The 20153-nt window shown below is 31.7% G+C and carries 22 protein-coding genes; 20 read left to right on the top strand and 2 right to left on the bottom strand.

From position 1 onward, the window contains the following. The first annotated feature begins 39 nt into the window (after positions 1–39). From ABDJ34_RS02465 to yaaA, 17 genes are all read left to right on the top strand, one after another. Positions 40–1287, top strand: a complete 1248-nt coding sequence (locus ABDJ34_RS02465; protein ID WP_094223622.1) for a bifunctional folylpolyglutamate synthase/dihydrofolate synthase — start codon at positions 40–42, stop codon at positions 1285–1287. Beyond that, the gene (gene murB, locus ABDJ34_RS02460) at positions 1274–2179 is read left to right on the top strand and encodes a UDP-N-acetylmuramate dehydrogenase (RefSeq protein ID WP_412701245.1); all 906 of its coding nucleotides are present in this window, start codon (positions 1274–1276) and stop codon (positions 2177–2179) included. The genes ABDJ34_RS02465 and murB overlap by 14 nt, the downstream gene beginning before the upstream one ends. Beyond that, positions 2169–2918, top strand: a complete 750-nt coding sequence (locus ABDJ34_RS02455) for a PHP domain-containing protein (protein ID WP_412701244.1) — start codon at positions 2169–2171, stop codon at positions 2916–2918. Before murB ends, ABDJ34_RS02455 begins: the two co-directional genes overlap by 11 nt. Positions 2919–2926: 8 nt before the next feature. Next, on the top strand, positions 2927–3784 hold the full coding sequence (rapZ, locus tag ABDJ34_RS02450) for an RNase adapter RapZ (protein ID WP_412701243.1): 858 nt from the start codon (positions 2927–2929) through the stop codon (positions 3782–3784). After that, a complete protein-coding gene (locus tag ABDJ34_RS02445; protein ID WP_349171585.1) occupies positions 3753–4739 on the top strand; it encodes a gluconeogenesis factor YvcK family protein in 987 nt (328 codons plus the stop codon). Before rapZ ends, ABDJ34_RS02445 begins: the two co-directional genes overlap by 32 nt. A gap of 1 nt (position 4740) precedes the next feature. After that, positions 4741–5769: an L-threonylcarbamoyladenylate synthase gene (locus tag ABDJ34_RS02440; protein WP_412701242.1), complete on the top strand. Its 1029-nt coding sequence runs from the start codon at positions 4741–4743 to the stop codon at positions 5767–5769. Between the two features lie 44 nt (positions 5770–5813). Beyond that, positions 5814–6443 carry a uracil phosphoribosyltransferase gene (upp, locus tag ABDJ34_RS02435; RefSeq protein WP_094207339.1) on the top strand — a complete coding sequence of 210 codons (630 nt, stop codon included), beginning with the start codon at positions 5814–5816 and terminating at the stop codon, positions 6441–6443. A gap of 81 nt (positions 6444–6524) precedes the next feature. Then, positions 6525–6836, top strand: coding sequence for a hypothetical protein (locus ABDJ34_RS02430; RefSeq protein ID WP_110058020.1), 312 nt, complete (start codon positions 6525–6527; stop codon positions 6834–6836). Then, positions 6836–8776 carry a V-type ATP synthase subunit I gene (locus tag ABDJ34_RS02425; RefSeq protein ID WP_412701241.1) on the top strand — a complete coding sequence of 647 codons (1941 nt, stop codon included), beginning with the start codon at positions 6836–6838 and terminating at the stop codon, positions 8774–8776. Before ABDJ34_RS02430 ends, ABDJ34_RS02425 begins: the two co-directional genes overlap by 1 nt. Before the next feature lie 9 nt (positions 8777–8785). Then, complete coding sequence (locus ABDJ34_RS02420) at positions 8786–9262, top strand: V-type ATP synthase subunit K (RefSeq protein WP_412701240.1); 477 nt, start codon at positions 8786–8788, stop codon at positions 9260–9262. Positions 9263–9273: 11 nt separating this feature from the next. Next, entirely contained in the window at positions 9274–9828 is a 555-nt protein-coding gene (locus ABDJ34_RS02415) for a V-type ATP synthase subunit E (RefSeq protein ID WP_094205952.1), read from the top strand. An 8-nt stretch (positions 9829–9836) separates the two neighbouring features. Then, on the top strand, positions 9837–10835 hold the full coding sequence (locus tag ABDJ34_RS02410; protein WP_094224888.1) for a V-type ATP synthase subunit C: 999 nt from the start codon (positions 9837–9839) through the stop codon (positions 10833–10835). Further along, the gene (locus ABDJ34_RS02405) at positions 10828–11139 is read left to right on the top strand and encodes a V-type ATP synthase subunit F (protein WP_002836812.1); all 312 of its coding nucleotides are present in this window, start codon (positions 10828–10830) and stop codon (positions 11137–11139) included. The genes ABDJ34_RS02410 and ABDJ34_RS02405 overlap by 8 nt, the downstream gene beginning before the upstream one ends. A gap of 13 nt (positions 11140–11152) precedes the next feature. Next, entirely contained in the window at positions 11153–12916 is a 1764-nt protein-coding gene (locus ABDJ34_RS02400) for a V-type ATP synthase subunit A (RefSeq protein WP_278725559.1), read from the top strand. Next, entirely contained in the window at positions 12916–14304 is a 1389-nt protein-coding gene (locus tag ABDJ34_RS02395) for a V-type ATP synthase subunit B (RefSeq protein ID WP_002836810.1), read from the top strand. The genes ABDJ34_RS02400 and ABDJ34_RS02395 overlap by 1 nt, the downstream gene beginning before the upstream one ends. Further along, a complete protein-coding gene (locus ABDJ34_RS02390) occupies positions 14304–14954 on the top strand; it encodes a V-type ATP synthase subunit D (RefSeq protein ID WP_094209964.1) in 651 nt (216 codons plus the stop codon). The genes ABDJ34_RS02395 and ABDJ34_RS02390 overlap by 1 nt, the downstream gene beginning before the upstream one ends. Before the next feature lie 94 nt (positions 14955–15048). Further along, positions 15049–15783: a peroxide stress protein YaaA gene (yaaA, locus tag ABDJ34_RS02385; RefSeq protein WP_412701239.1), complete on the top strand. Its 735-nt coding sequence runs from the start codon at positions 15049–15051 to the stop codon at positions 15781–15783. A 39-nt stretch (positions 15784–15822) separates the two neighbouring features. On the opposite strand, the gene ABDJ34_RS02380 is transcribed toward yaaA, so the two are convergent. Both ABDJ34_RS02380 and ABDJ34_RS02375 read right to left on the bottom strand, forming a co-directional pair. Continuing rightward, positions 15823–16668, bottom strand: coding sequence for an AraC family transcriptional regulator (locus tag ABDJ34_RS02380; RefSeq protein ID WP_412701238.1), 846 nt, complete (start codon positions 16666–16668; stop codon positions 15823–15825). Continuing rightward, positions 16661–17083 carry a Fur family transcriptional regulator gene (locus ABDJ34_RS02375; RefSeq protein WP_094223612.1) on the bottom strand — a complete coding sequence of 141 codons (423 nt, stop codon included), beginning with the start codon at positions 17081–17083 and terminating at the stop codon, positions 16661–16663. The genes ABDJ34_RS02380 and ABDJ34_RS02375 overlap by 8 nt, the downstream gene beginning before the upstream one ends. Before the next feature lie 122 nt (positions 17084–17205). Here ABDJ34_RS02375 and uraA point away from each other — a divergent pair, with 122 nt between their 5' ends. The 3 genes from uraA to ABDJ34_RS02360 all read left to right on the top strand — a co-directional run bounded on the left by uraA (position 17206) and on the right by ABDJ34_RS02360 (position 20124). Next, on the top strand, positions 17206–18462 hold the full coding sequence (gene uraA, locus ABDJ34_RS02370) for a uracil permease (RefSeq protein ID WP_412701237.1): 1257 nt from the start codon (positions 17206–17208) through the stop codon (positions 18460–18462). A 95-nt stretch (positions 18463–18557) separates the two neighbouring features. Further along, entirely contained in the window at positions 18558–19235 is a 678-nt protein-coding gene (locus ABDJ34_RS02365) for a response regulator transcription factor (RefSeq protein ID WP_412701236.1), read from the top strand. 1 nt (position 19236) lies between these two features. Further along, on the top strand, positions 19237–20124 hold the full coding sequence (locus ABDJ34_RS02360) for a sensor histidine kinase (RefSeq protein WP_308578423.1): 888 nt from the start codon (positions 19237–19239) through the stop codon (positions 20122–20124). Positions 20125–20153: the final 29 nt, after the last annotated feature.

Below are 20153 nucleotides of genomic sequence, written 5' to 3'. Positions count from 1 at the left end.
TGATATAATTAGATATATATTTAAATTTAGGAGATAAAAATGAATAGTGAATTAATTTATGAATATTTGGATAAAATTGGAAGAGATGGATACAAGTTGGGACTTGATAGAATGCAAAAAACTTTGAAAATTCTAGGTAATCCCGAAAAAAGCTTTAAAATAATCCACGTTGCAGGAACTAATGGTAAGGGTTCTACATCAACTTTTATATATCAAACACTAAAAGAACATGGTTATAAAACTGGACTTTTTACATCACCTCACATTATTAATTTTTACGATAGAATTAAAATCGACAAAGAAATTTCAGAAGAAGATTTTATGAGAATTTTCGAAATTATCAAGGACACTATTGAAGAAAATGATATAAAGGTGTCTACATTTGAATTTATAACTTTGTGTGCAATTTATTATTTTGCAGAACAAAAATGCGAATATGTGGTTCTTGAAGTTGGAATGGGCGGAAGATTGGATGCAACAAATGCTACAGATGAAACATTGTTATCAGTAATTACAAAAATTGGATTGGATCACCAAGAATATTTGGGAAATACTTTGGAAGAAATTGCATATGAAAAAGCTTGTATCATGAAACAAAATGGAAGATGTGTGGTTTACAATCAACAAGAAAGTGTATTGGATGTATTCAGAGAAGTTGCAGAAGAAAGAGATAACAAACTATACATTTGTGATTTTGATGAAGCTAAAAATATTGAAATCAACGCTACACATAATTCGTTTGATTGGAAAAATTTGCATATTGAAACTAGATTGGTTGGAAGATATCAATTATTTAACGCGCAATTAGCATTGAGTGCTATTGATGTATTAAGAAATGAACTCGATTTGTCTGATGAAGATATCATCAATGGTTTCAAAAACGCATATATTCCTGCAAGATTTGATGTGATTAGACATAACCCAACAGTAATATACGATGGCGGACATAATGCAGATGGTGTAAAAGCTTTGAAATCATCAATAGAATCTGTGTTTGGCGATAAGAAAATCGTATTTGTTTACGGTGTATTGAAAGACAAGGACTATAACGATGAAATCAAACTAATCCATGAAAATGCCAAAGCATTTGTGACATTTACGCCAGATTCACCAAGAGCATTAAAAGCAGAAGATTTGAAAAAGCAAATCGAAGCCTACAGCGATAATGTTGTCGCAAAACCAAACGTAAATGACGCTGTGGATTATGCAATTGAACATTTCAAAGACGATGTAATTATAATTTTTGGAACGTTGTACAGTGCGGAGCAAGCTTATGAACATTTATAAAAAAGTTTTTGATGGTAAAAATATCGGAGAAATTTTATACGATGAGCCAATGAAAAATCACACTACTTTCAAAATTGGAGGTAGTTGTGATGTTATGATATTTCCTAAAAATGAAGAACAAATAATAAATGCCCTTCAATTAATAAAACAAAATGATTTTGCTTACAGAATTATAGGTAATGGATCGAACCTGTTAGTTAGCGATGAAGGCTTGAGAGAAGTTGTAATTAAATTACACGATAATTTCAACGACATGAAAATTGAAGGTGATATTCTAACTGCAAAATCAGGGGCGTTATTGGGCGTTGTCAGTAAATTAGCTATTAATAACTCTTACGCTGGTTTTGAAGCTGTAAGCGGCATACCTGGAGACATTGGAGGGGCTATTACAATGAATGCAGGTGCATATGGAACAGAAATGAAAGATATTGTTCACAGAGTTAAGGTTATTGATACAGATTTGAATGTAAAATATTTTAACTGTGATGAGATGGATTTTTCCTACAGACATTCAAGAGTTCAAGATGAAAAATTAGTCGTTTTGGAAGTTGAATTTTTGCTAAAAAAAGGTGATCAACAAGAAATCCTCAATAATTTTCACGATTACACAGAAAGAAGAACATCAAAGCAACCATTGGAACTTCCTTCATGTGGCTCTGTATTCAAAAGGCCAGAAGGACATTTTGCCGGACAATTGATTGATGAAGCAGGGCTTAGAGGATACAGATACAATGATGCAATGATTAGTGAAAAACACTGTGGATTCATAGTCAATATTGGAGATGCAAAATGCTCTGACGTTGTAGCGGTTATAGAACATGTGCAAAAAGTTGTGTTTGATAAGTTCAATGTGAAGTTAGAACCAGAAGTGAGAATTATCGGTGGAAGATAAAATAAAATTAACCAGAGAATATCACGTGCATTCAGTTTACAGTCGTAACAATCACGGCAAAAGTACAATCGAAGAAATTGTACAAGAAGCGAGAGCAAAAAAATTAAAGACTATAAGCATAACTGATCACGGTCCTGGACACTTAATGTACGGAATAAAAAGAAAATTAATTCCTGTACAACGTGAAGAAATTAATAGGCTCAAAGAAAAGTACGACGATATTGAAATTCTGATGGGAGTTGAAGCCAACGTAATTGGCTACGACGGAGAGATAGATATTAGAGAAGAAGAGAAAAAGTATTTTGATTTTATTAATCTTGGATTTCATGATGGAGTTAGATTTGTAGACAAAAAATCTTTTTATAATTATCATATTTTAAAAAGAATGAGCTGGATGGGACAATCGGTCAGGGAAAAAATGATTGATTTGAATACAAATACAATGCTAAAAGCATTGGAGAACAACGATATTTTTATAATAACTCATCCAGGAGATAAAATAGATGTTGATATCGAAAAAATAGCACAAACATGCGAAAAAACAAACACAGTTATGGAGATTAACAACCATCATCCGCACTTATCTGTAGAAGAAATCAAAATTTCTTCACATTATAATGTTAAATTTAGTTTAGGGAGTGATGCTCATCATAGAAAAAATATTGCAAATGTGAATGACAGCATCAAAAGAGTAATTGAATCAGGGTTGGATATTAGTAGAATTATAAACATCGATTAGGAGATTTCATGGAAGTTGTAATTATTACAGGAATGAGTGGAGCTGGCAAAAGTGCCAGTAGCGATATTTTTGAAGATTTGGGTTATTATACATTGGATAATATGCCGCCATCTCTTTTATTAAGTTTTATCGATTTGACTACAAAAAGCAAGAAAAAAATCAACAAAATAGCTTGCGTAGTAGATATTAGAGGTGGAGAATTCTTCGCTGATTTGATGAAGTCCATAACACTTTTGAAAAATCAAAGTATTGATGTTAAAATTTTGTATTTGGATGCATCAGATGAAATTCTAATCAGAAGATACAAAGAACATAGAAGGCCACATCCGTTGGCAGTCAATGGAAATATTTCAGAAGGCATAGCTAATGAAAGAGAACTTCTAAGTGAAGTCAGAAATTCAGCAGATTCAATCATCAACACTTCTAATTTGACACTGGGAGAATTGAGAAGAAAAATTTTATCTGAATTTTCACTTAAAGATGTAGACACAAAACTAGCAATCTCTGTAGTATCATTTGGATTTAAGCATGGAATTTTGCTGGATGCAGATTTGATATTTGATGTCAGATTTCTTCCGAATCCCTACTATATAGAAGAATTAAAAAAATCTTCTGGACTAAATACAGATATAAAAGAGTATGTATTTGGATTTGAAGAAGCAAATGAATTCTTGGATAAATTGGTGGATATGATGGAATTTTTGATTCCTAAATATTCAAAAGAAGGAAAAACAAACTTGGTTATAGGAATAGGATGCACCGGCGGAAAGCACAGGTCCGTTGCAATAGCACAAGCTTTGACAACAAGGCTTGAGGGAAATGGAGAAAAAGTTTATGTATCCCACAGAGACCAAAAATTTTGGTAAAAAAATAGTAACTATAGGCGGAGGAACAGGCAATTCTATATTGCTAAGAGGCGTCAAAAATTTCACATCAAACATAACGACTATTGTAACTGTAGCTGATGATGGTGGAGGAAGTGGAGTTCTCAGGGAAGATTTGGGAATGTTACCTCCTGGTGATATTAGAAACTGTCTTGTGGCACTTGCTAATACTGAACCTATAATGGAAAAATTAATAAATTATAGATTTTCAAATGGTCAATTAAAAGGTCAGAGCTTAGGGAATTTATTGATAGCTGCGATGAATGATATATGTGGCGATTTCAACGAGGCAATAAAAGAAATAAGTAACGTACTTGCGATTACAGGAAAAGTACTGCCAATGACTTTGGATAATGTCAAATTATTTGCTGAATTGGAAGATGGATCTACTATTGAAGGTGAATCGAACATCACGTTTTTGAATAGAAAAAACGGAGGTAAAATCAAAAGGGTATACACATCACCTAAATTGCTTTTGCCATTAAAAGAATCCATAGATAGCATAATGGATGCTGATATTGTTATATTAGGACCAGGTTCGTTGTACACATCAATAATTCCCAATCTTTTAGTAACAGATATATCAAAAGCACTAAAAGAAACAAAGGCAGAAGTTGTGTACATATTAAATATTATGACTCAACCTGGAGAAACTAATGGTTACAACGTTACAGATCATGTAGTTGCCATTATTGATCACGCAAATTCAAATATTATCGATAAAATCGTCGTTAATTCCAAGGAAGTAGACAAATATGCGAAATACAGATACAAATCAATTGAAAACTCTACGCCGATTTATATTACAGATGAAGATCGTGAAAATATGGAAAAATTAGGCATAGAAATCATAGAAGCTGATATATGTGATATTAGCTATGATTATATTGTGCATGATTCGAATAAATTGATGAAAACTATATTAGAAAGATATTAGTATGAATACGATTATTGAAAAATTAGACGGACAAAACAAAATACATGCACTTGAAAAAGCTGCAGATTTAATAAAAAATGGAAGTGTAGTTGCATTTCCAACAGAAACAGTATACGGATTAGGAGCAAATGGATTAGATGAAGAAGCTTGCAAAAAAATATTCGATGTCAAGAGAAGAAAAAGAGACAATCCACTAATCTTGCACGTAACTAACGATGAAATGGTCAGAAATTTATCGTCAGAAATCACTGAAGATCAAAAAAAATTGATGGATAATTTGTGGCCAGGTCCATTGACTATAATTTTCAAAAAAAGTGACAAAGTTAATGACGTTGTAAGTTGCGGAGGAAATACAGTTGCAATTAGAAATCCATCGGATGAAATCGCAAGATTTTTGATAGATAAATCAAATTGTCCAATAGCAGCTCCATCTGCAAATAAATCGGGAAGGCCATCACCAACTAATGCACAAGATGTTTATAGTGATATGCAAGGTGAGATTGAAATGATTTTGGATGGAGGAAGTTGTAACATTGGAATTGAATCCACTGTTGTCGATTTGACGGAGAAACCGTACACCATACTTAGACCTGGTTTTTACACAAAAGAAGATTTGGAAGAGTATTTGGATGAGGTTGTTTATGATAAATCTTTAATTGATTCTAACACTATTCCAAAATCACCAGGACAAAAATACAAGCACTACGCACCTAAAACAAAACTCATAGTAATCAAAGGAAACATGGATAACATACAAAGTTATGTTAATAGCTTGGGAATAAATACCGACGAAATTGGATTTATACTGTGTGAAGAAACTGCAACGAATGTAAACTTCGAAAATGTAAAAATAATTTCAAAAAGAAATGATTATTTGAATTTTGCACACAATATCTTTTCTTACCTCAGGGAGTTAGATAAATTAAATTACAAATTATTAATTTGCGAAGGGGTAAATGAACAAAAAATGGGTATAAGTATAATGAACAGGCTTAAAAAATCTTGTGCCAATAACATAGAACTAATTTAGTATGTTATAATAAAGAGTATAAAGTTTATTTTATAGGAGGAATTATGAGTAAAGTAACTGTATTTGATCATCCGTTGATTAAACACAAATTAACGATTTTACGTGATAAAAAAACAGGAAGCAATCAATTTAGACAGTTAGTTTCAGAAATAGCAACTTTAATGTGCTATGAAGTTACTAGAGACTTTAAATTAGAAGATTGCGAAGTAGAAACTCCAATAGGAACAACTACCGGTCAAACTCTTAGTGGGAAAAAGTTGGGAGTAGTTCCAATTTTAAGAGCAGGTTTGGGAATGGTTGAAGGATTTTTGAGTGTACTACCAGCAGCAAAAGTTGGACATATAGGATTGTATAGAGATCCTGAAACATTAAAACCTGTTGAATATTATTGTAAATTGCCAAAAGATGTTGAAGAAAGAGATATTATCGTTGTGGATCCAATGCTTGCAACTGGTGGTTCTGCAGAGGCAGCGATTACTTTCTTAAAAGAGCATGGATGTAAGAACATCAAATTGGTTAATATCATAGCAGCTCCAGAAGGAATCAAGATGGTTCAAGAAAAGCATCCAGATGTAGATATATACGTGGCAGGTCTTGATGAAAAATTAAATGAACACGGCTATATTGTGCCAGGTTTAGGTGATGCAGGAGATAGATTATTTGGTACTAAATAGCTTTAAAGCTTTTAGTTATATACTTATGGTTTTAGAGTATTTTTCATATTCTAAAACCATCTCTAATTAGGAGGTGAAACAATGTCAGATACTGCTATATCAAAAATTAAAGAAGCTGAAGAGAAGGCTAAGCTTATTGTCGATGAAGCTAATGAAAAAAGAAAAAGCATTTTAGAGGATGCAAAATCAGAAGCTGAACAAAAATACAACGACATTATCAACGAAGCGCAAAAAGTTCGAAATGAAAAACTTGAATCTTCAAAGAATAAAGCAATTGAAGAATCAAAAGATTTGGAACAAAAAGCTAAGATGAATAACGAAAGTATTAAAAACATCGACATTGATACAGTTGAAGGACTTGTAGACAAAATCGTTGAAAGGATAGTGAGTTAATGGCTATTGTAAAAATGAGCAAATTTGATTTGTATTCATTTGATTATGATAGAGAAAAATTACTCGAAGATCTTCAAAAGTTTAATTATGTTCATATTGATGAAAAGAAAGTAGAAGACGAAAATCAAGGTGTTAGGAATTTAGATAATTCTGAACAAATTGTTAGCACTAGTGAAAAGCTTACCAAAGTAAAATGGGCTATAGATTTGCTTGAAAAGTATTCAGAAAAGCACAATAAAATAGACGAATTAAAACAAGGTAAGAAAACATTTAGACTAGATGAGCTTACTAAAAAAGCACTTGATTTTGACTTTGATGAACACTACAAAGAACTTTCATCTTTGGATAAACAACTAACTGAACTTGATCAGAACAATCAAACTTTGAACCAAAAAAAATCTGAATTAACTCCATGGGAGGAGTTGGATTTGGATATTTCAAAGATTGATGATTTTGAAAGGGTTAAGGTAGTTACAGGAACTGTAAGTGATAAATTCATCGATCAGTTGAAATTAAACACAAAAGACATTGAAGATATTTATATCGAAGAAATTTCTCGTAATTCAGGCTTTGTTTACTTGCTGGTTATCTGTAAGGATTATGAAAAAGCACAAGATATCCTAAGAGACAATGGATTTGTCAATATTAATATTAAATCACATGGACTTGTAAAAGATGAAATCAGAAATATTGACGATCAAATCATTGCAAATAAAAAGCAATACAAAGAAATAGAAGATCAAATTAAATCAAAAACAGATTTGACTGAACAATTTAAGATTTATCATGATTATCTTGAAAACAACAGCTTAAAAGAAGAAGCTACAAGCAAAATTAAGAGGACTGATAAGATTGATATAATCGAAGGATATGTTCCTACTGACAAAGAAAAAGATTTTGAAAATGTACTACAAAACTCATTGAATAACAAGTATTATTTGGAAATGAATCCAGCAGATAAAAATGATCCAAATGTACCGATTATTTTGAAAAACAGAGGATTTGCAAAAGCTTTTGAAAGTATAACGGGAATGTATTCATTGCCAAAATATAACGAAGTTGATCCAACACCATTATTGGCGCCTTTCTATTGTTTCTTTTCAGGAATGATGATTGGTGATTTGGGATACGGATTGATTGTATTTTTAGCAATATTAGTAGCTCTCAAGATTTTTAATCTTGATGAAAAGAAAAAGCAATTCTTGAAATTCTTTATGTTCATATCGATTGCTTCGATGTTTTGGGGATACATTTACGGATCGTTCTTTGGTGGAATTATACCAATGACTCCAATCATCGATACGAGCAAAAACGCAATGACTTTAATAGTTTTATGCTTAATATTTGCTTTTATACATTTATTCTTTGCATTGGGAATCAAGGCTTACATGTTGATTAGAGATCACAAGCCTTTAGATGCATTTTATGATGTAGGACTATGGTATTTAATTATTATTAGTATATTGATATTATTAAGTGGCAACCTATTAGGATTACCTGCAGTGGCAATGACAGTAGCAAAATGGATTGCCATAGCATCAGCTGTGGGAATAGTTTTAACAGCAGGAAGAGATGCGAAAAGCATTGGTGGTAAGCTTGGCTCAGGATTGTATTCGTTGTACGGAATATCAGGCTGGATTGGAGATTTCGTATCTTATATGAGACTTATGGCATTGGGCTTATCAGGCGCATATATTGCTGTAGCAATTAATATGATTGTAAAAATGATGGCTGGATCAAGTATTATAGGATTCATATTTGGACTTATCGTATTCGTGGTATTCCAAGCATTCAACGCATTCTTGTCTTACTTGTCAGCATATGTTCACTCTGCAAGATTGATTTTCGTAGAAATGTTCAATAAGTTCTACGAAGGTGGTGGAGTGCCATTCAAGAAACTTATAACAGAATCAGAATATTTTAACATAACAAACAAATAGGAGGATATTATGGAAAAATTCTTTTTAGAAAACGGTGGATTAGTTTTAGGAGTATTATCAGTAGTAATAGCAGTTTTATTCTCAGGTATGGGATCTGCTAAAGGTGTAGGTAGAGCAGGGGAAGCTGCAGCTGGAGTAGTTATCGAAGAACCAGAAAAATTCGGTAAGTCATTAGTACTTCAATTATTACCAGGTACACAAGGTTTGTACGGATTCGTAATTGGTATTTTAATTCTATTCAAACTTGCAGGTGGAAGTATTTCCTTAGCACAAGGATATGTTTACATTGCAGCAGCTATACCAGTAGGTGTTGTTGGATATTTCTCAGCAATTGCTCAAAGTAAAGTAGCAGTAAGTGGTATCAATATCTTAGCAAAGAATGAACCTCAACAAGCAAAAGGAATTATCTATTCCGTAATGGTTGAGTTATATGCCATCTTAGCATTCGCTATTTCATTCTTATTAATGAACCAAATCCAAGCTTAATGGTGATTTAGATGTCTAATTTAGATAATATAATTAATGAAATTCTTGAAGATGCAAAAAAAGAATCTGAACAAATTCTAAATAATGCAAATCAAGAAAAAGAAAAAATCATTGAAACTAAAATAGACCAGGCTAATCAAGAAAAAGATACAATATTAAACAAAGCAGAATCTGAAGCAAAAGGCGTGTACGATAGACACTTATCTCAAGTTGTTTTAAAATCAAGAGATAATGCGCTTTTTGCAAAACAAGAAGTAATCGATAGTGTTTTACAAAAAATTAAAGATAAATTAAAGAATATGTCACTTGAAGATTATAAAAAATACCTAACAAATAGTTTATCCAAAATGGATTTGAATAGTGATGATTTGTTAGTATTACAATCTGATAAGTATGATAGTTTGAAGAATGAAAACTTTAATGTAAAAATATCAGATGAAACTGTTGACAGCGGATTTTGTATTAAAAGAGGTAATGTATTAATCAATAATAATTTTTCTTCACTGGTCGATTCAATGAAAGATGAATTGGAAGTAGAAATTGCAAAAACTCTTTTTAAGAAGTAGGTGATAATATGAAAAAAGAAGATTTCATACATCAATCTGCTATAACTCGTGTCAAAGAAAAGGAATTGTTGAGTAAGAATGATTATGAAAGACTGATAGATGCAAGTAATTTAGAAGAAACTGTAAGATTACTTTCGGATTCAGTGTATCAATCAGAATTTGCAAAGCTTGATAATTATAAGAATTACGATGTTGCTTTGAAAAATGAGTTAAAAAAGACTTATAAATACATGTATGATATGAGTAGTTTCCAATTTCCTGTCGATTTAATGGCATTAAAATACGATTATCATAATTTAAAAGTGTTGATTAAAGAATATCTAAAAGATGAAGATTTTTCTTCAATGTTAAGTGATATAACTAGAATTGAATTCAAAAGCATGAGAGATTCAATTAGAGAAAATACTGAAATTGAAATGGAACATTTTGATAAAGTTATCAAAGATTCAATCGCTGATTACGAAGAAAACAAAGATCCTCAAATGGTAGATATTTATGCCGACAGAGAGTATTTTGTGGAAACTTCAGAAATTGCAAAACAAATTGATTCAGATTTGATAAATGAATACGTCGAAGATTTGATAGATTTTACTAATATTAAAACTTTACTTAGAGTTCAAAACCAAAAGAAAAGTTTAGAATTTTTGAAAAAAGTCATTATTCCTAATGGAAGTATTGAATCTGAAAAGTTTGAAAGTGAATTGCATTCTGAAATTACCGAAGATAGTCCTTTATTCAAACAAGCTAGAATTTACTATTATGTAAAAGAAGCTATCAGTGAGTATAAGAAATCAAATAGTTTATCTGTCTTTGAAAAAGCAATGGATGATTATTTGATGGAAAAAATCAAAGAAATCAAAAAGGTTACTTATGGACCTGAGGTTTTGTTTGGATATTTATTTGCAAAAGAAACTGAAATTAAGAATCTTAGGATTATTTTTGTAGGAAAGATTAACTCATTGAAACCTGATTATATCAGGAGTAAGTTGAGGTTAAGTTATGCGTAAAAAAGTAGCTGTAGTAGGTGATAGAGATTCTGTGTTGGTCTTCAAAGCTTTGGGAGTAGATGTTTTTGAATCTATTGAAAGCACTGATGCTAGAAAAACAGTTGATAGATTAGCAAAAGAAGACTACGGAGTGATTTTTATTACTGAACAAATAGCAGAAAAAATCAAAGAAACAATAGATAGATATAATGATAAAGTTTCACCAGCTATTATCTTGATACCTTCTAATCAAGGTAGCTTGAACATTGGAATGAACAGAATCAATACCAATGTCGAAAAAGCTGTTGGAGCGAACATTTTGTAAAGGAGAGCTTATATTGAAAGAAGGTAAAGTATTAAAAGTATCCGGACCTTTGGTAGTTGCTGAAGGAATGGAAAACGCAAGCGTATATGACGTTGTTGAGGTTTCAGACGATAAGCTCATTGGAGAGATTATTGAAATGAGAGGCGATAAAGCCTCAATTCAAGTATATGAAGAAACAACAGGAATTGGCCCTGGGGATAAAGTTGTATCTACAGGTCACCCACTATCAATTGAATTGGGACCTGGTATATTAGAGCAAATGTTTGATGGTATTCAAAGACCATTAAAATCATTGCAAGAAAAAGCTGGAGACTTCTTGTTAAGAGGAGTTAGCGCTCCATCATTAAACAGAGAAAAGAAATGGGAATTCAAACCTGTTAAGTCTGTAGGTGATGAAGTAGAAGCAGGAGATATTATAGGTGAAGTTCAAGAAACTGAAGTAATTGTTCACAAGATAATGGTTCCAGCTAATGTATCTGGTAAAATCAAATCAATTGAATCTGGAGAATTCACTGTTGATCAAACAGTTTGCGTTGTAGAACAAGATTCTAAAGATATTGAAATAAATATGATTCAAAGATGGCCTGTAAGAAATGGTAGACCTTACAAGGAAAAGGAAGATCCAATCAGACCATTGATCACAGGTCAAAGAGTTATCGATACATTCTTCCCAGTTGCAAAAGGTGGTACTGCAGCAATTCCAGGACCTTTCGGTAGTGGTAAAACAGTAGTTCAACACCAATTAGCTAAATGGGCAGATGCTGAAATAGTTGTGTATGTAGGTTGTGGAGAACGTGGTAACGAAATGACAGACGTTCTTAATGAATTCCCTGAATTGATTGACCCTAAGACTGGACAATCATTGATGAAGAGAACTGTTTTAATAGCGAACACTTCAAACATGCCAGTAGCAGCCAGAGAAGCAAGTATCTATACTGGAATTACAATCGCTGAATACTACAGAGATATGGGCTATTCGGTAGCGATGATGGCTGACTCAACATCAAGATGGGCAGAAGCTCTTCGTGAAATGAGTGGTAGACTTGAAGAAATGCCTGGTGATGAAGGTTATCCAGCATACTTGGCATCAAGAATTGCTGATTTCTACGAACGTGCTGGAAAAGTAAAATGTTTAGGTAGTGATGGAAGAGACGGATCATTGACAGTTATCGGTGCGGTATCTCCTCCAGGTGGAGATATTTCAGAACCAGTTACACAATCAACACTTAGAATTGTAAAAGTATTCTGGGGTTTGGATTACGCATTAAGTTATATGAGACACTTCCCAGCAATAAACTGGATTAACTCTTATTCATTGTATCAAGATAAAATCGACGAATATTTGGATGGTAACGTAGATAGTAATTTCTCAGATTTTAGAAAACAAGCTATGAAGTTATTACAAGAAGAATCATCTTTATTAGAAATCGTAAGATTGGTTGGACGTGATTCATTAAGTGATGAAGATCAAATCAAACTTGAAACTTCAAAATCTTTGAGAGAAGATTTCCTACAACAAAACGCATTCCACGAAACAGATACATTCTGTTCATTGGACAAACAAGCAAAGATGTTGGATTTAATCTTAACATTCCACAAGGAATCTTTGAGAGCTTTGGAAGAAGGAGCTTATGTATCTGAAATTTCAAAACTTGCTGTAAGAGAAAAGATTACACGTGCTAAAAACATTCCAGAAGATGAACTACAAAGATTTGAAGAAATTAAACAAGAAATTAAATCACAAATTACCGATTTAGTTAATGGAGGTGAACGTTAATGATTAAAGATTATAATTCAGTAACAGAAGTAGTCGGACCATTAATGGCGGTAGAAGGTGTAGAAGGCGTAAAGTTCGATGAACTTGTTGAAATAGAATTACAAGATGGAGAAAAAAGACGTGGTCGTGTTGTAGAAATTGACCACGATGTAGCAATGGTTCAAGTATTCGAAGGTACATCAGGAATTAACTTACAAGAAACTACAGTAAGATTTTTAGGTAGACCTTTGGAACTTGGAGTATCTGAAGATATGATTGGTAGAGTATTTGATGGTTTAGGTAGACCAATAGATAATGGTCCTAAAATTATTCCAGAAGATAAAGTGGACATCAATGGTTCATCTATCAACCCTGTATCCAGAGATTATCCATCAGAATTTATAGAAACAGGTGTATCTACAATTGATGGTTTGAATACTCTTGTTAGAGGACAAAAACTTCCTATATTCTCAGGATCAGGTCTTCCTCATAATAAATTAGCAGCTCAAATAGCAAGACAAGCAAAAGTTTTGGGTAAAGATGATAAATTCGCCGTAGTATTTGCTGCCATGGGAATAACATTTGAAGAAGCACAATATTTCATCGGAGACTTTAACAAAACAGGCGCTATCGACAGAGCAGTATTGTTCATGAACTTAGCTGATGACCCAGCAATTGAACGTCTTTCAACTCCAAAAATGGCGCTTACTTGCGCAGAATTCTTGGCTTTTGAAAAGGGAATGCACGTATTAGTAATCATGACAGACATGACAAACTACGCAGAAGCACTTCGTGAAGTATCTGCTGCAAGAAAAGAAGTTCCAGGTCGTAGAGGATATCCAGGATATTTGTACACTGACCTTGCAACTTTATATGAAAGAGCTGGAAGAATCGTTGGAAGGGAAGGATCTATAACTCAAATTCCTATCTTGACAATGCCAGAAGACGATATTACTCACCCAATACCAGACTTGACAGGATACATTACAGAAGGTCAAATTATACTTTCGCGTGAATTATACAAGAAAGGATATGAACCTCCTATTAATGCAATTCCATCATTATCAAGACTTAAAGATAAAGGTATTGGTAAAGGCAAAACAAGAGAAGACCACGCAGATACAATGAACCAAATCTATGCAGGTTATGCGTCTGGACTTGATGCAAAACAATTATCTGCAATTCTTGGTGAATCTGCATTGAGTGATGCCGACAAAGCATTTGCAAAATTTGCTGAAAGATTCGAAAGAGAATATGTAGATCAAGGTTATTATACTGATAGATCTATCGAAGAAACTCTTAATATCGGCTGGGATTTATTAAAAGAAATACCACGTACAGAATTGAAGAGAATTAAAGATGAATTAATAGATAAATATCTTGGAAATGGTGAAGGGACTGATGAGTAATGGCAAGACTCAACGTCAATCCTACAAGAATGGCTCTGTCGGAGCTAAAAGCTAGACTCAAAACATCTTCCAGAGGTCATAAGTTATTAAAAGATAAACAAGACGAACTTATGAGACAATTCATCGACATGATAAAAGAGAACAAAGCTCTAAGAGAAAAAGTTGAAGAAAAACTTCAAAACTCTTTCAGCGATTTTCTAATGGCAAGTGCAATAATGAGTCCAGAGTTTTTAGATGAAGCAGTATCATTTCCTAAAACAAAGGTAAATGTAGATATTGAAACTAAAAACGTAATGAGTGTAATTATTCCACAAATGAAATTCTCTCGTGAAGGTGAAGCTGATTCTAGTGAAATATATCCTTATGGATATGCTCAAACATCACAAGATTTGGACTTGGCAATTGACTCATTGAATTCAGTTATGGATGATATGTTGGAATTAGCTCAAATCGAAAAAGCTACACAATTAATGGCGGATGAAATTGAGCAAACTAGAAGAAGAGTAAATGCTTTGGAATATAGAACAATTCCTGATTTGGAAGAAACAATTAAATATATCAGAGCAAAGCTTGATGAAAACGAACGTGCTAATATTACGAGACTTATGAAAGTCAAAGATATTATCGCAAAACAAGAAAACGAAGCATAAAAATAAGACTGGGTAAAATAATCTTAGAATTAGATTACTCAGTCTTTTTTTATGGTAATATAATTAGTAGAATGAAAAATATGTAGAGGACAGTATGAAGATTATAATTTCACCCGCAAAAACTTTTAAAATTAGAAAAATTAAAAACAAAAATTGTGATTGTCTATATGAAAGCAAGAAAAATGAGCTAGTTTCGATTATAAAAGAAAAATCCATCGAAGAACTCAAAAATTTGTGGAAATGTTCCGACAAAATAGCAGAGGAAAGTTACAACCTTTATCAAAATTTCGATGAGGCACCAAAAGGTTGTGCGATATTAAGCTTTGACGGAATACAATATCAATACATGGATGTTAACTCATTGGATGAAAATCAATTAGGATATCTGGAAGAACATCTCAGAATATTATCGGGACTTTACGGAATACTTAGACCATTAGATGAAATATCAAAATATAGATTGGATTTTGAAGACAACTTAATTAATCTGTATGAATTTTGGGAAGATGAAATAAGAAATCACTTTAAAGGTGAGGAAATAATCGATTTGGCATCAAAAGAGTATGGTCAGAATATTTACAAATACTTAGATAAAACACCAGTTAAGATTGATTTTAAAGAAGAAGTATTTGTAGAAGGAGATATTAAATTAAAGACAAAAGCAACTCCATCTAAAATTCTTAGAGGTAGAATGGTAAATTATATGGCAAGAAATAATGTTGAAGATATTGAACAATTGAAGAAGTTCTCTTGTGATGGATATAATTATTCTGAAGATTACAGTGATATAAATAAGCTTGTTTTTGTGAAATCAAAAGTGTCTGATTAATTAAAAAAGACTTTGTTTGTAACATGTGTTAAACAAAGTCTATTTTTTGATTTTTTTGATTTTTGTTTTGTATTTGTTTCTATAATCGTTAGGTGTAACTTTTACCACTCTACGAAATGCCTGATCGAAATAAGATTGGGAATTGAATCCACAGAGTTTTGCTATATCGTTGATTGGCTTGTTTGATGTTTTTAATAACAACATCGCAGATTCCATTCTCCTGTTTAGCAAAAATTGCATTGGAGTTTTACCGTAATGATTTTTGAATTCGTGTATTAAATGTGACTTAGAGACCATAAATTTTTCTGAAATAGAATCTAATGTGATTTCTTGATTGAAATTTTCATAAATATAATCTTCGACATGTTTAGTAAATGAATCTTGTGCAGGATCATCCATTGTGAATTTTAAATCGCCACGTCTTTGAATTTCTGTAATCAAAATACTAATCAAACAAGAGCACACTCTTTGATATCTAAATCTCTTGTACTTGGCTTCTTCCAATATCTTGTTGATATAGTACAAAATTACCATATCACGGTCGTTGATGTGATTGTGTTTGATACTAAGAACTGCTTTATCTTTTTGTTCTGTATCGAAAGATACTTCAGAAATAGCTAGTGTATAGAACTCAAAACTTTCTGATTTAGAAATTTCTGTAATTCTGGAACCTTGATTTACTATTAATACATCAAAAGGAAGAATTTCTATCTTTTTGTCATTTACAATAAAAGTTCCATTTCCTTTAAGACAATAGTACATTTGATAAAAAGGAAGTATTCCTCTTTTCACTTCTTCATTCATTTTAAGTTCTGTTTTAGAAATAAATAATAACTTGATGTACAAATCATCTCTAGGCTCAATCTTGTAAAATTCACTACTCATTTTCTTTTTCCAAGCAATCCTTGCATATTCCGTTAATCAAAATATTTGTAGAATAGATTTTGAATCCTTTCAAATCGGAACTTTCAACTGTATTTTCCGTATTAAAATTGTAAATCTTGCCACATTTATCACATTTAAAATGTCCATGAGTTTCAGTTGTTATATCGTATCTTAGCTCTGAGTTATCGATGTTAAGTTCAGATACAATACCAGCTTTCACGAAGACTTTAACTGTATTATAGATAGTTGTTCTAGATAATGTAGTCAATTTGGGAGCTAAATTTCTGTAAATATCATCTACAGTTGGATGAATATGATGATTTTCCAAATAATCTAAAATTACAATTCTTTGATATGTAGGTTTAATACCATTGTCTAGTAATTTTGTTCTTAAATAATTTCCATTGTTTTCCATAATAATTTCCTTTCAAATAACGCTTTTTATTATATCAGCTAGAAGATATACAAGTCAAACCACTTGAAATATATTTGACTTCAATGTAGAATATATAGGATAAAAAATCAAAGGAGTGTTTTATGAAAAGAATTATTGGAGTAGACGAAAAAGTATCTCCAAAGATGCTAATACCTCTAAGTATTCAACATACTTTCGCTATGTTTGGAGCGAGTGTATTGGTGCCTATAGTTTTGGGGATTAATCCTAGTATTGTTTTATTGATGAACGGTATAGGTACACTGTTATTTATTTTGATAACAAAAAGAAAAGCACCGGCGTATTTGGGAAGTAGTTTTGCCTTCTTAGGACCTGCAACCATAATAATTGGACAATCGGGATTTCGTTATGCACAGGGAGCTTTCGTTGCAATAGGACTTATGGGATGTATTTTAGCATACATAATTTATAAATTTGGAACGGATTGGATTGATGTTGTTTTGCCACCTGCTGCTATGGGAAGTGTTGTAAGTTTGATAGGATTTGAACTCGCACAAGCAACTGTTTCTGGTGGTAAGATCGGTGCAAATATTATGACGGATACAAGAACTACAAACGATCTTATAGTTTTCTTGGTCACATTGTCAGTAGCAATCTTAGGTTCTGTTTTATTCAAAAAATTCTTAGCTACAATACCGATATTAATCGCAATTATAACAGGTTATATTGTAAGTGTAACATTAAAAATGGTCGATTTTACACCGGTAATGCAAGCATCATTATTTACATTGCCTAAATTTCAACTTCCAATATTTGACCTAAAATCTATAATCACAATGTTGCCTGTAATTTTGGTAATAACAAGTGAACACATTTCACACCAAGTAGTTACAAGTAATATCATAGGAAGAGATTTATTAAAAGAACCTGGCCTTCATAGATCGATTTTTGCAGACAACTTTTCAACTGCATTATCTGGTTTTATAGGAGGAGTTCCAACTACAACTTACGGTGAAAATATCGGCGTAATGGCAATTACTAAAGTTTATTCAGTTTATGTAATTGCGGGAGCAGCTTGTATATCAATTTTAATGGCTTTTATTGGACCATTATCAGCACTTATTTCATCAATACCAGGAAATGTAATAGGTGGAGTAACATTCTTACTTTACGGTATGATTGGAACAAGTGGTATCAGATTATTAGTAGACCAAAAAGTAGATTACTCACAATCTAAAAACTTAATATTAACTTCTGTAATATTTGTAACTGGACTTTCAGGATTGAAAATAAACTTCTTGGGAGTATCATTATCAGGAATGGTTCTAGCATCAGTTGTTGCAGTAGTATTGAGCTTATTATTCTATGTATTTGATAGATTGGGAATAATGAATGATTAGTAAGTATAATTAGTGGACTTTTCTTAGTTCACTAATTTTTTTATTGAAAAATTGCATTCGTATCATTTTTTCGCAAGTTTATGTATAATTTTAGTATGAAGGTTTTAATTATAGAAGACGATAAAATAATTTTAAATTCACTTAAAAAATATTTAGAAAATTGGGAATACGAAGTGTTCACAAATTCTGGAATAGATATTATGGAGGATGTCAAGAATATAAAACCAGATATAATATTGATGGATATTATACTTCCTAGTTTTAACGGATATTTTTGGTGCGAAAAAATACGAAAAACAACTGATATTCCAATAATTTTCATATCTTCAAAATCAGAGGATTTGGATATAATAATGGGAATGCAGATGGGAGCTGACGATTATATTACTAAGCCATTTAATTTTGATGTATTAATGGTTAAAATCAACGCCGTAATGAAAAGATATTACGGAAACAACATCATCAAAAGCGTTTTGGAGTTTAATGAAGTCATGCTTTTTGTGAATGAATTCAGATTAGAATTCGATGACAATGAAATTAACCTTACAAAAACAGAAATGTTAATTTTAAAATCGCTATTTGAAGCTAAAGGTGAAATAGTCACTAGGGAAAAATTGATGGATAAATGTTGGCAAAATGATTTTTTCATAGATGATAATACTTTAGCTGTGAATATCAATAGAATAAGAAAAAAATTAAACAAACTTGGCTTGGACGATTTCTTGTTGACTAAGAAATATTCAGGATACTATTTAAATGATGGAAGAAATTAAAATGGATAAATTAGTGTGCTTTTTGAAGAAAAATCTCAATTCTATTTTGTTTTTTGTGTCAATAAATGCTATTTATTTTATGGTTGTTTATTTGAACAATGTAGACCTAAAAGTGTTTTTACAAGGTTTTGAAATCTGTTTGATAGTATTTTTAATTTATTTGGTGATTAAATACTTAGATTTTGAAAAGGAATTGTCAAAAGATGAGAAAATAGAAGATTTGGAAATTCAAATTGAAAATATTAGAAATCAGTATATTTCTTGGCAAAAAGATATCCAAGAATATTTTTCTATGTGGGTACATCAGATTAAAACACCGATAACTTGCTTGGAAATTCTGACAGATGATAATAAAGAAATGAAGATGCAACTAAAATCAATCGACAACTACACGAATATGGCTATAAATTATTTGAAGTTAAATTTGCACGAAAAAGACATGGATATAAGCGTTGTAGATGTGGATAATTTACTGAATATTTTGGTCAAAAAATACTCACTTTTGTTTATAAACTCACATATTAGCTTGGATTTTAGAAAACACGACATAAAATGCATTACAGATAGCAAATGGTTAAGTGTTTTATTGGAACAAATCCTCTCTAATGCGATTAAATATTCTGAAAATTCACAAATTATCATAGATTCATTCAAAAAAGATAATTCAGTTGTGATTTTAATTGAAGACAAGGGAATAGGGATTCCAGAAGAAGATATCAATAGAATTTTTGATAAAGGATATTCGGGATTTAATGGAAGATTGAAACAAAAATCAAGTGGTTTGGGTTTGTATTTGGCGAAATCTATCGCAGATAAACTAGATATTAGATTGAAAGTCGACTCTGTTGTAGGTCAGGGTAGTAAATTTTATATTATTGTGAATAACTAATCTTACAATTTTGTAAGATTGAATGATTT

This window comes from Finegoldia dalianensis, from assembly GCF_046255015.1.
Lineage (GTDB): Bacteria > Bacillota > Clostridia > Tissierellales > Peptoniphilaceae > Finegoldia > Finegoldia magna.
Note: the sequence above shows the minus strand (reverse complement) of the source record. Positions and strands in the feature narration are given on the sequence as shown.

Bases quoted from the DNA above. Each gene is read 5' to 3' on its own strand.
- ABDJ34_RS02425 (WP_412701241.1), top strand. From the start codon at position 6,836: ATGGCTATTGTAAAAATGAGCAAATTTGATTTGTATTCATTTGATTAT.
- ABDJ34_RS02395 (WP_002836810.1), top strand. From the start codon at position 12,916: ATGATTAAAGATTATAATTCAGTAACAGAAGTAGTCGGACCATTAATG.
- ABDJ34_RS02445 (WP_349171585.1), top strand. From the start codon at position 3,753: ATGTATCCCACAGAGACCAAAAATTTTGGTAAAAAAATAGTAACTATA.
- ABDJ34_RS02440 (WP_412701242.1), top strand. From the start codon at position 4,741: ATGAATACGATTATTGAAAAATTAGACGGACAAAACAAAATACATGCA.
- ABDJ34_RS02430 (WP_110058020.1), top strand. From the start codon at position 6,525: ATGTCAGATACTGCTATATCAAAAATTAAAGAAGCTGAAGAGAAGGCT.
- ABDJ34_RS02375 (WP_094223612.1), bottom strand. From the start codon at position 17,083: ATGGAAAACAATGGAAATTATTTAAGAACAAAATTACTAGACAATGGT.
- ABDJ34_RS02390 (WP_094209964.1), top strand. From the start codon at position 14,304: ATGGCAAGACTCAACGTCAATCCTACAAGAATGGCTCTGTCGGAGCTA.
- ABDJ34_RS02360 (WP_308578423.1), top strand. From the start codon at position 19,237: ATGGATAAATTAGTGTGCTTTTTGAAGAAAAATCTCAATTCTATTTTG.
- ABDJ34_RS02465 (WP_094223622.1), top strand. From the start codon at position 40: ATGAATAGTGAATTAATTTATGAATATTTGGATAAAATTGGAAGAGAT.
- ABDJ34_RS02405 (WP_002836812.1), top strand. From the start codon at position 10,828: ATGCGTAAAAAAGTAGCTGTAGTAGGTGATAGAGATTCTGTGTTGGTC.
- murB (WP_412701245.1), top strand. From the start codon at position 1,274: ATGAACATTTATAAAAAAGTTTTTGATGGTAAAAATATCGGAGAAATT.
- ABDJ34_RS02410 (WP_094224888.1), top strand. From the start codon at position 9,837: ATGAAAAAAGAAGATTTCATACATCAATCTGCTATAACTCGTGTCAAA.
- uraA (WP_412701237.1), top strand. From the start codon at position 17,206: ATGAAAAGAATTATTGGAGTAGACGAAAAAGTATCTCCAAAGATGCTA.
- ABDJ34_RS02380 (WP_412701238.1), bottom strand. From the start codon at position 16,668: ATGAGTAGTGAATTTTACAAGATTGAGCCTAGAGATGATTTGTACATC.
- yaaA (WP_412701239.1), top strand. From the start codon at position 15,049: ATGAAGATTATAATTTCACCCGCAAAAACTTTTAAAATTAGAAAAATT.
- upp (WP_094207339.1), top strand. From the start codon at position 5,814: ATGAGTAAAGTAACTGTATTTGATCATCCGTTGATTAAACACAAATTA.
- rapZ (WP_412701243.1), top strand. From the start codon at position 2,927: ATGGAAGTTGTAATTATTACAGGAATGAGTGGAGCTGGCAAAAGTGCC.
- ABDJ34_RS02365 (WP_412701236.1), top strand. From the start codon at position 18,558: ATGAAGGTTTTAATTATAGAAGACGATAAAATAATTTTAAATTCACTT.
- ABDJ34_RS02420 (WP_412701240.1), top strand. From the start codon at position 8,786: ATGGAAAAATTCTTTTTAGAAAACGGTGGATTAGTTTTAGGAGTATTA.
- ABDJ34_RS02415 (WP_094205952.1), top strand. From the start codon at position 9,274: ATGTCTAATTTAGATAATATAATTAATGAAATTCTTGAAGATGCAAAA.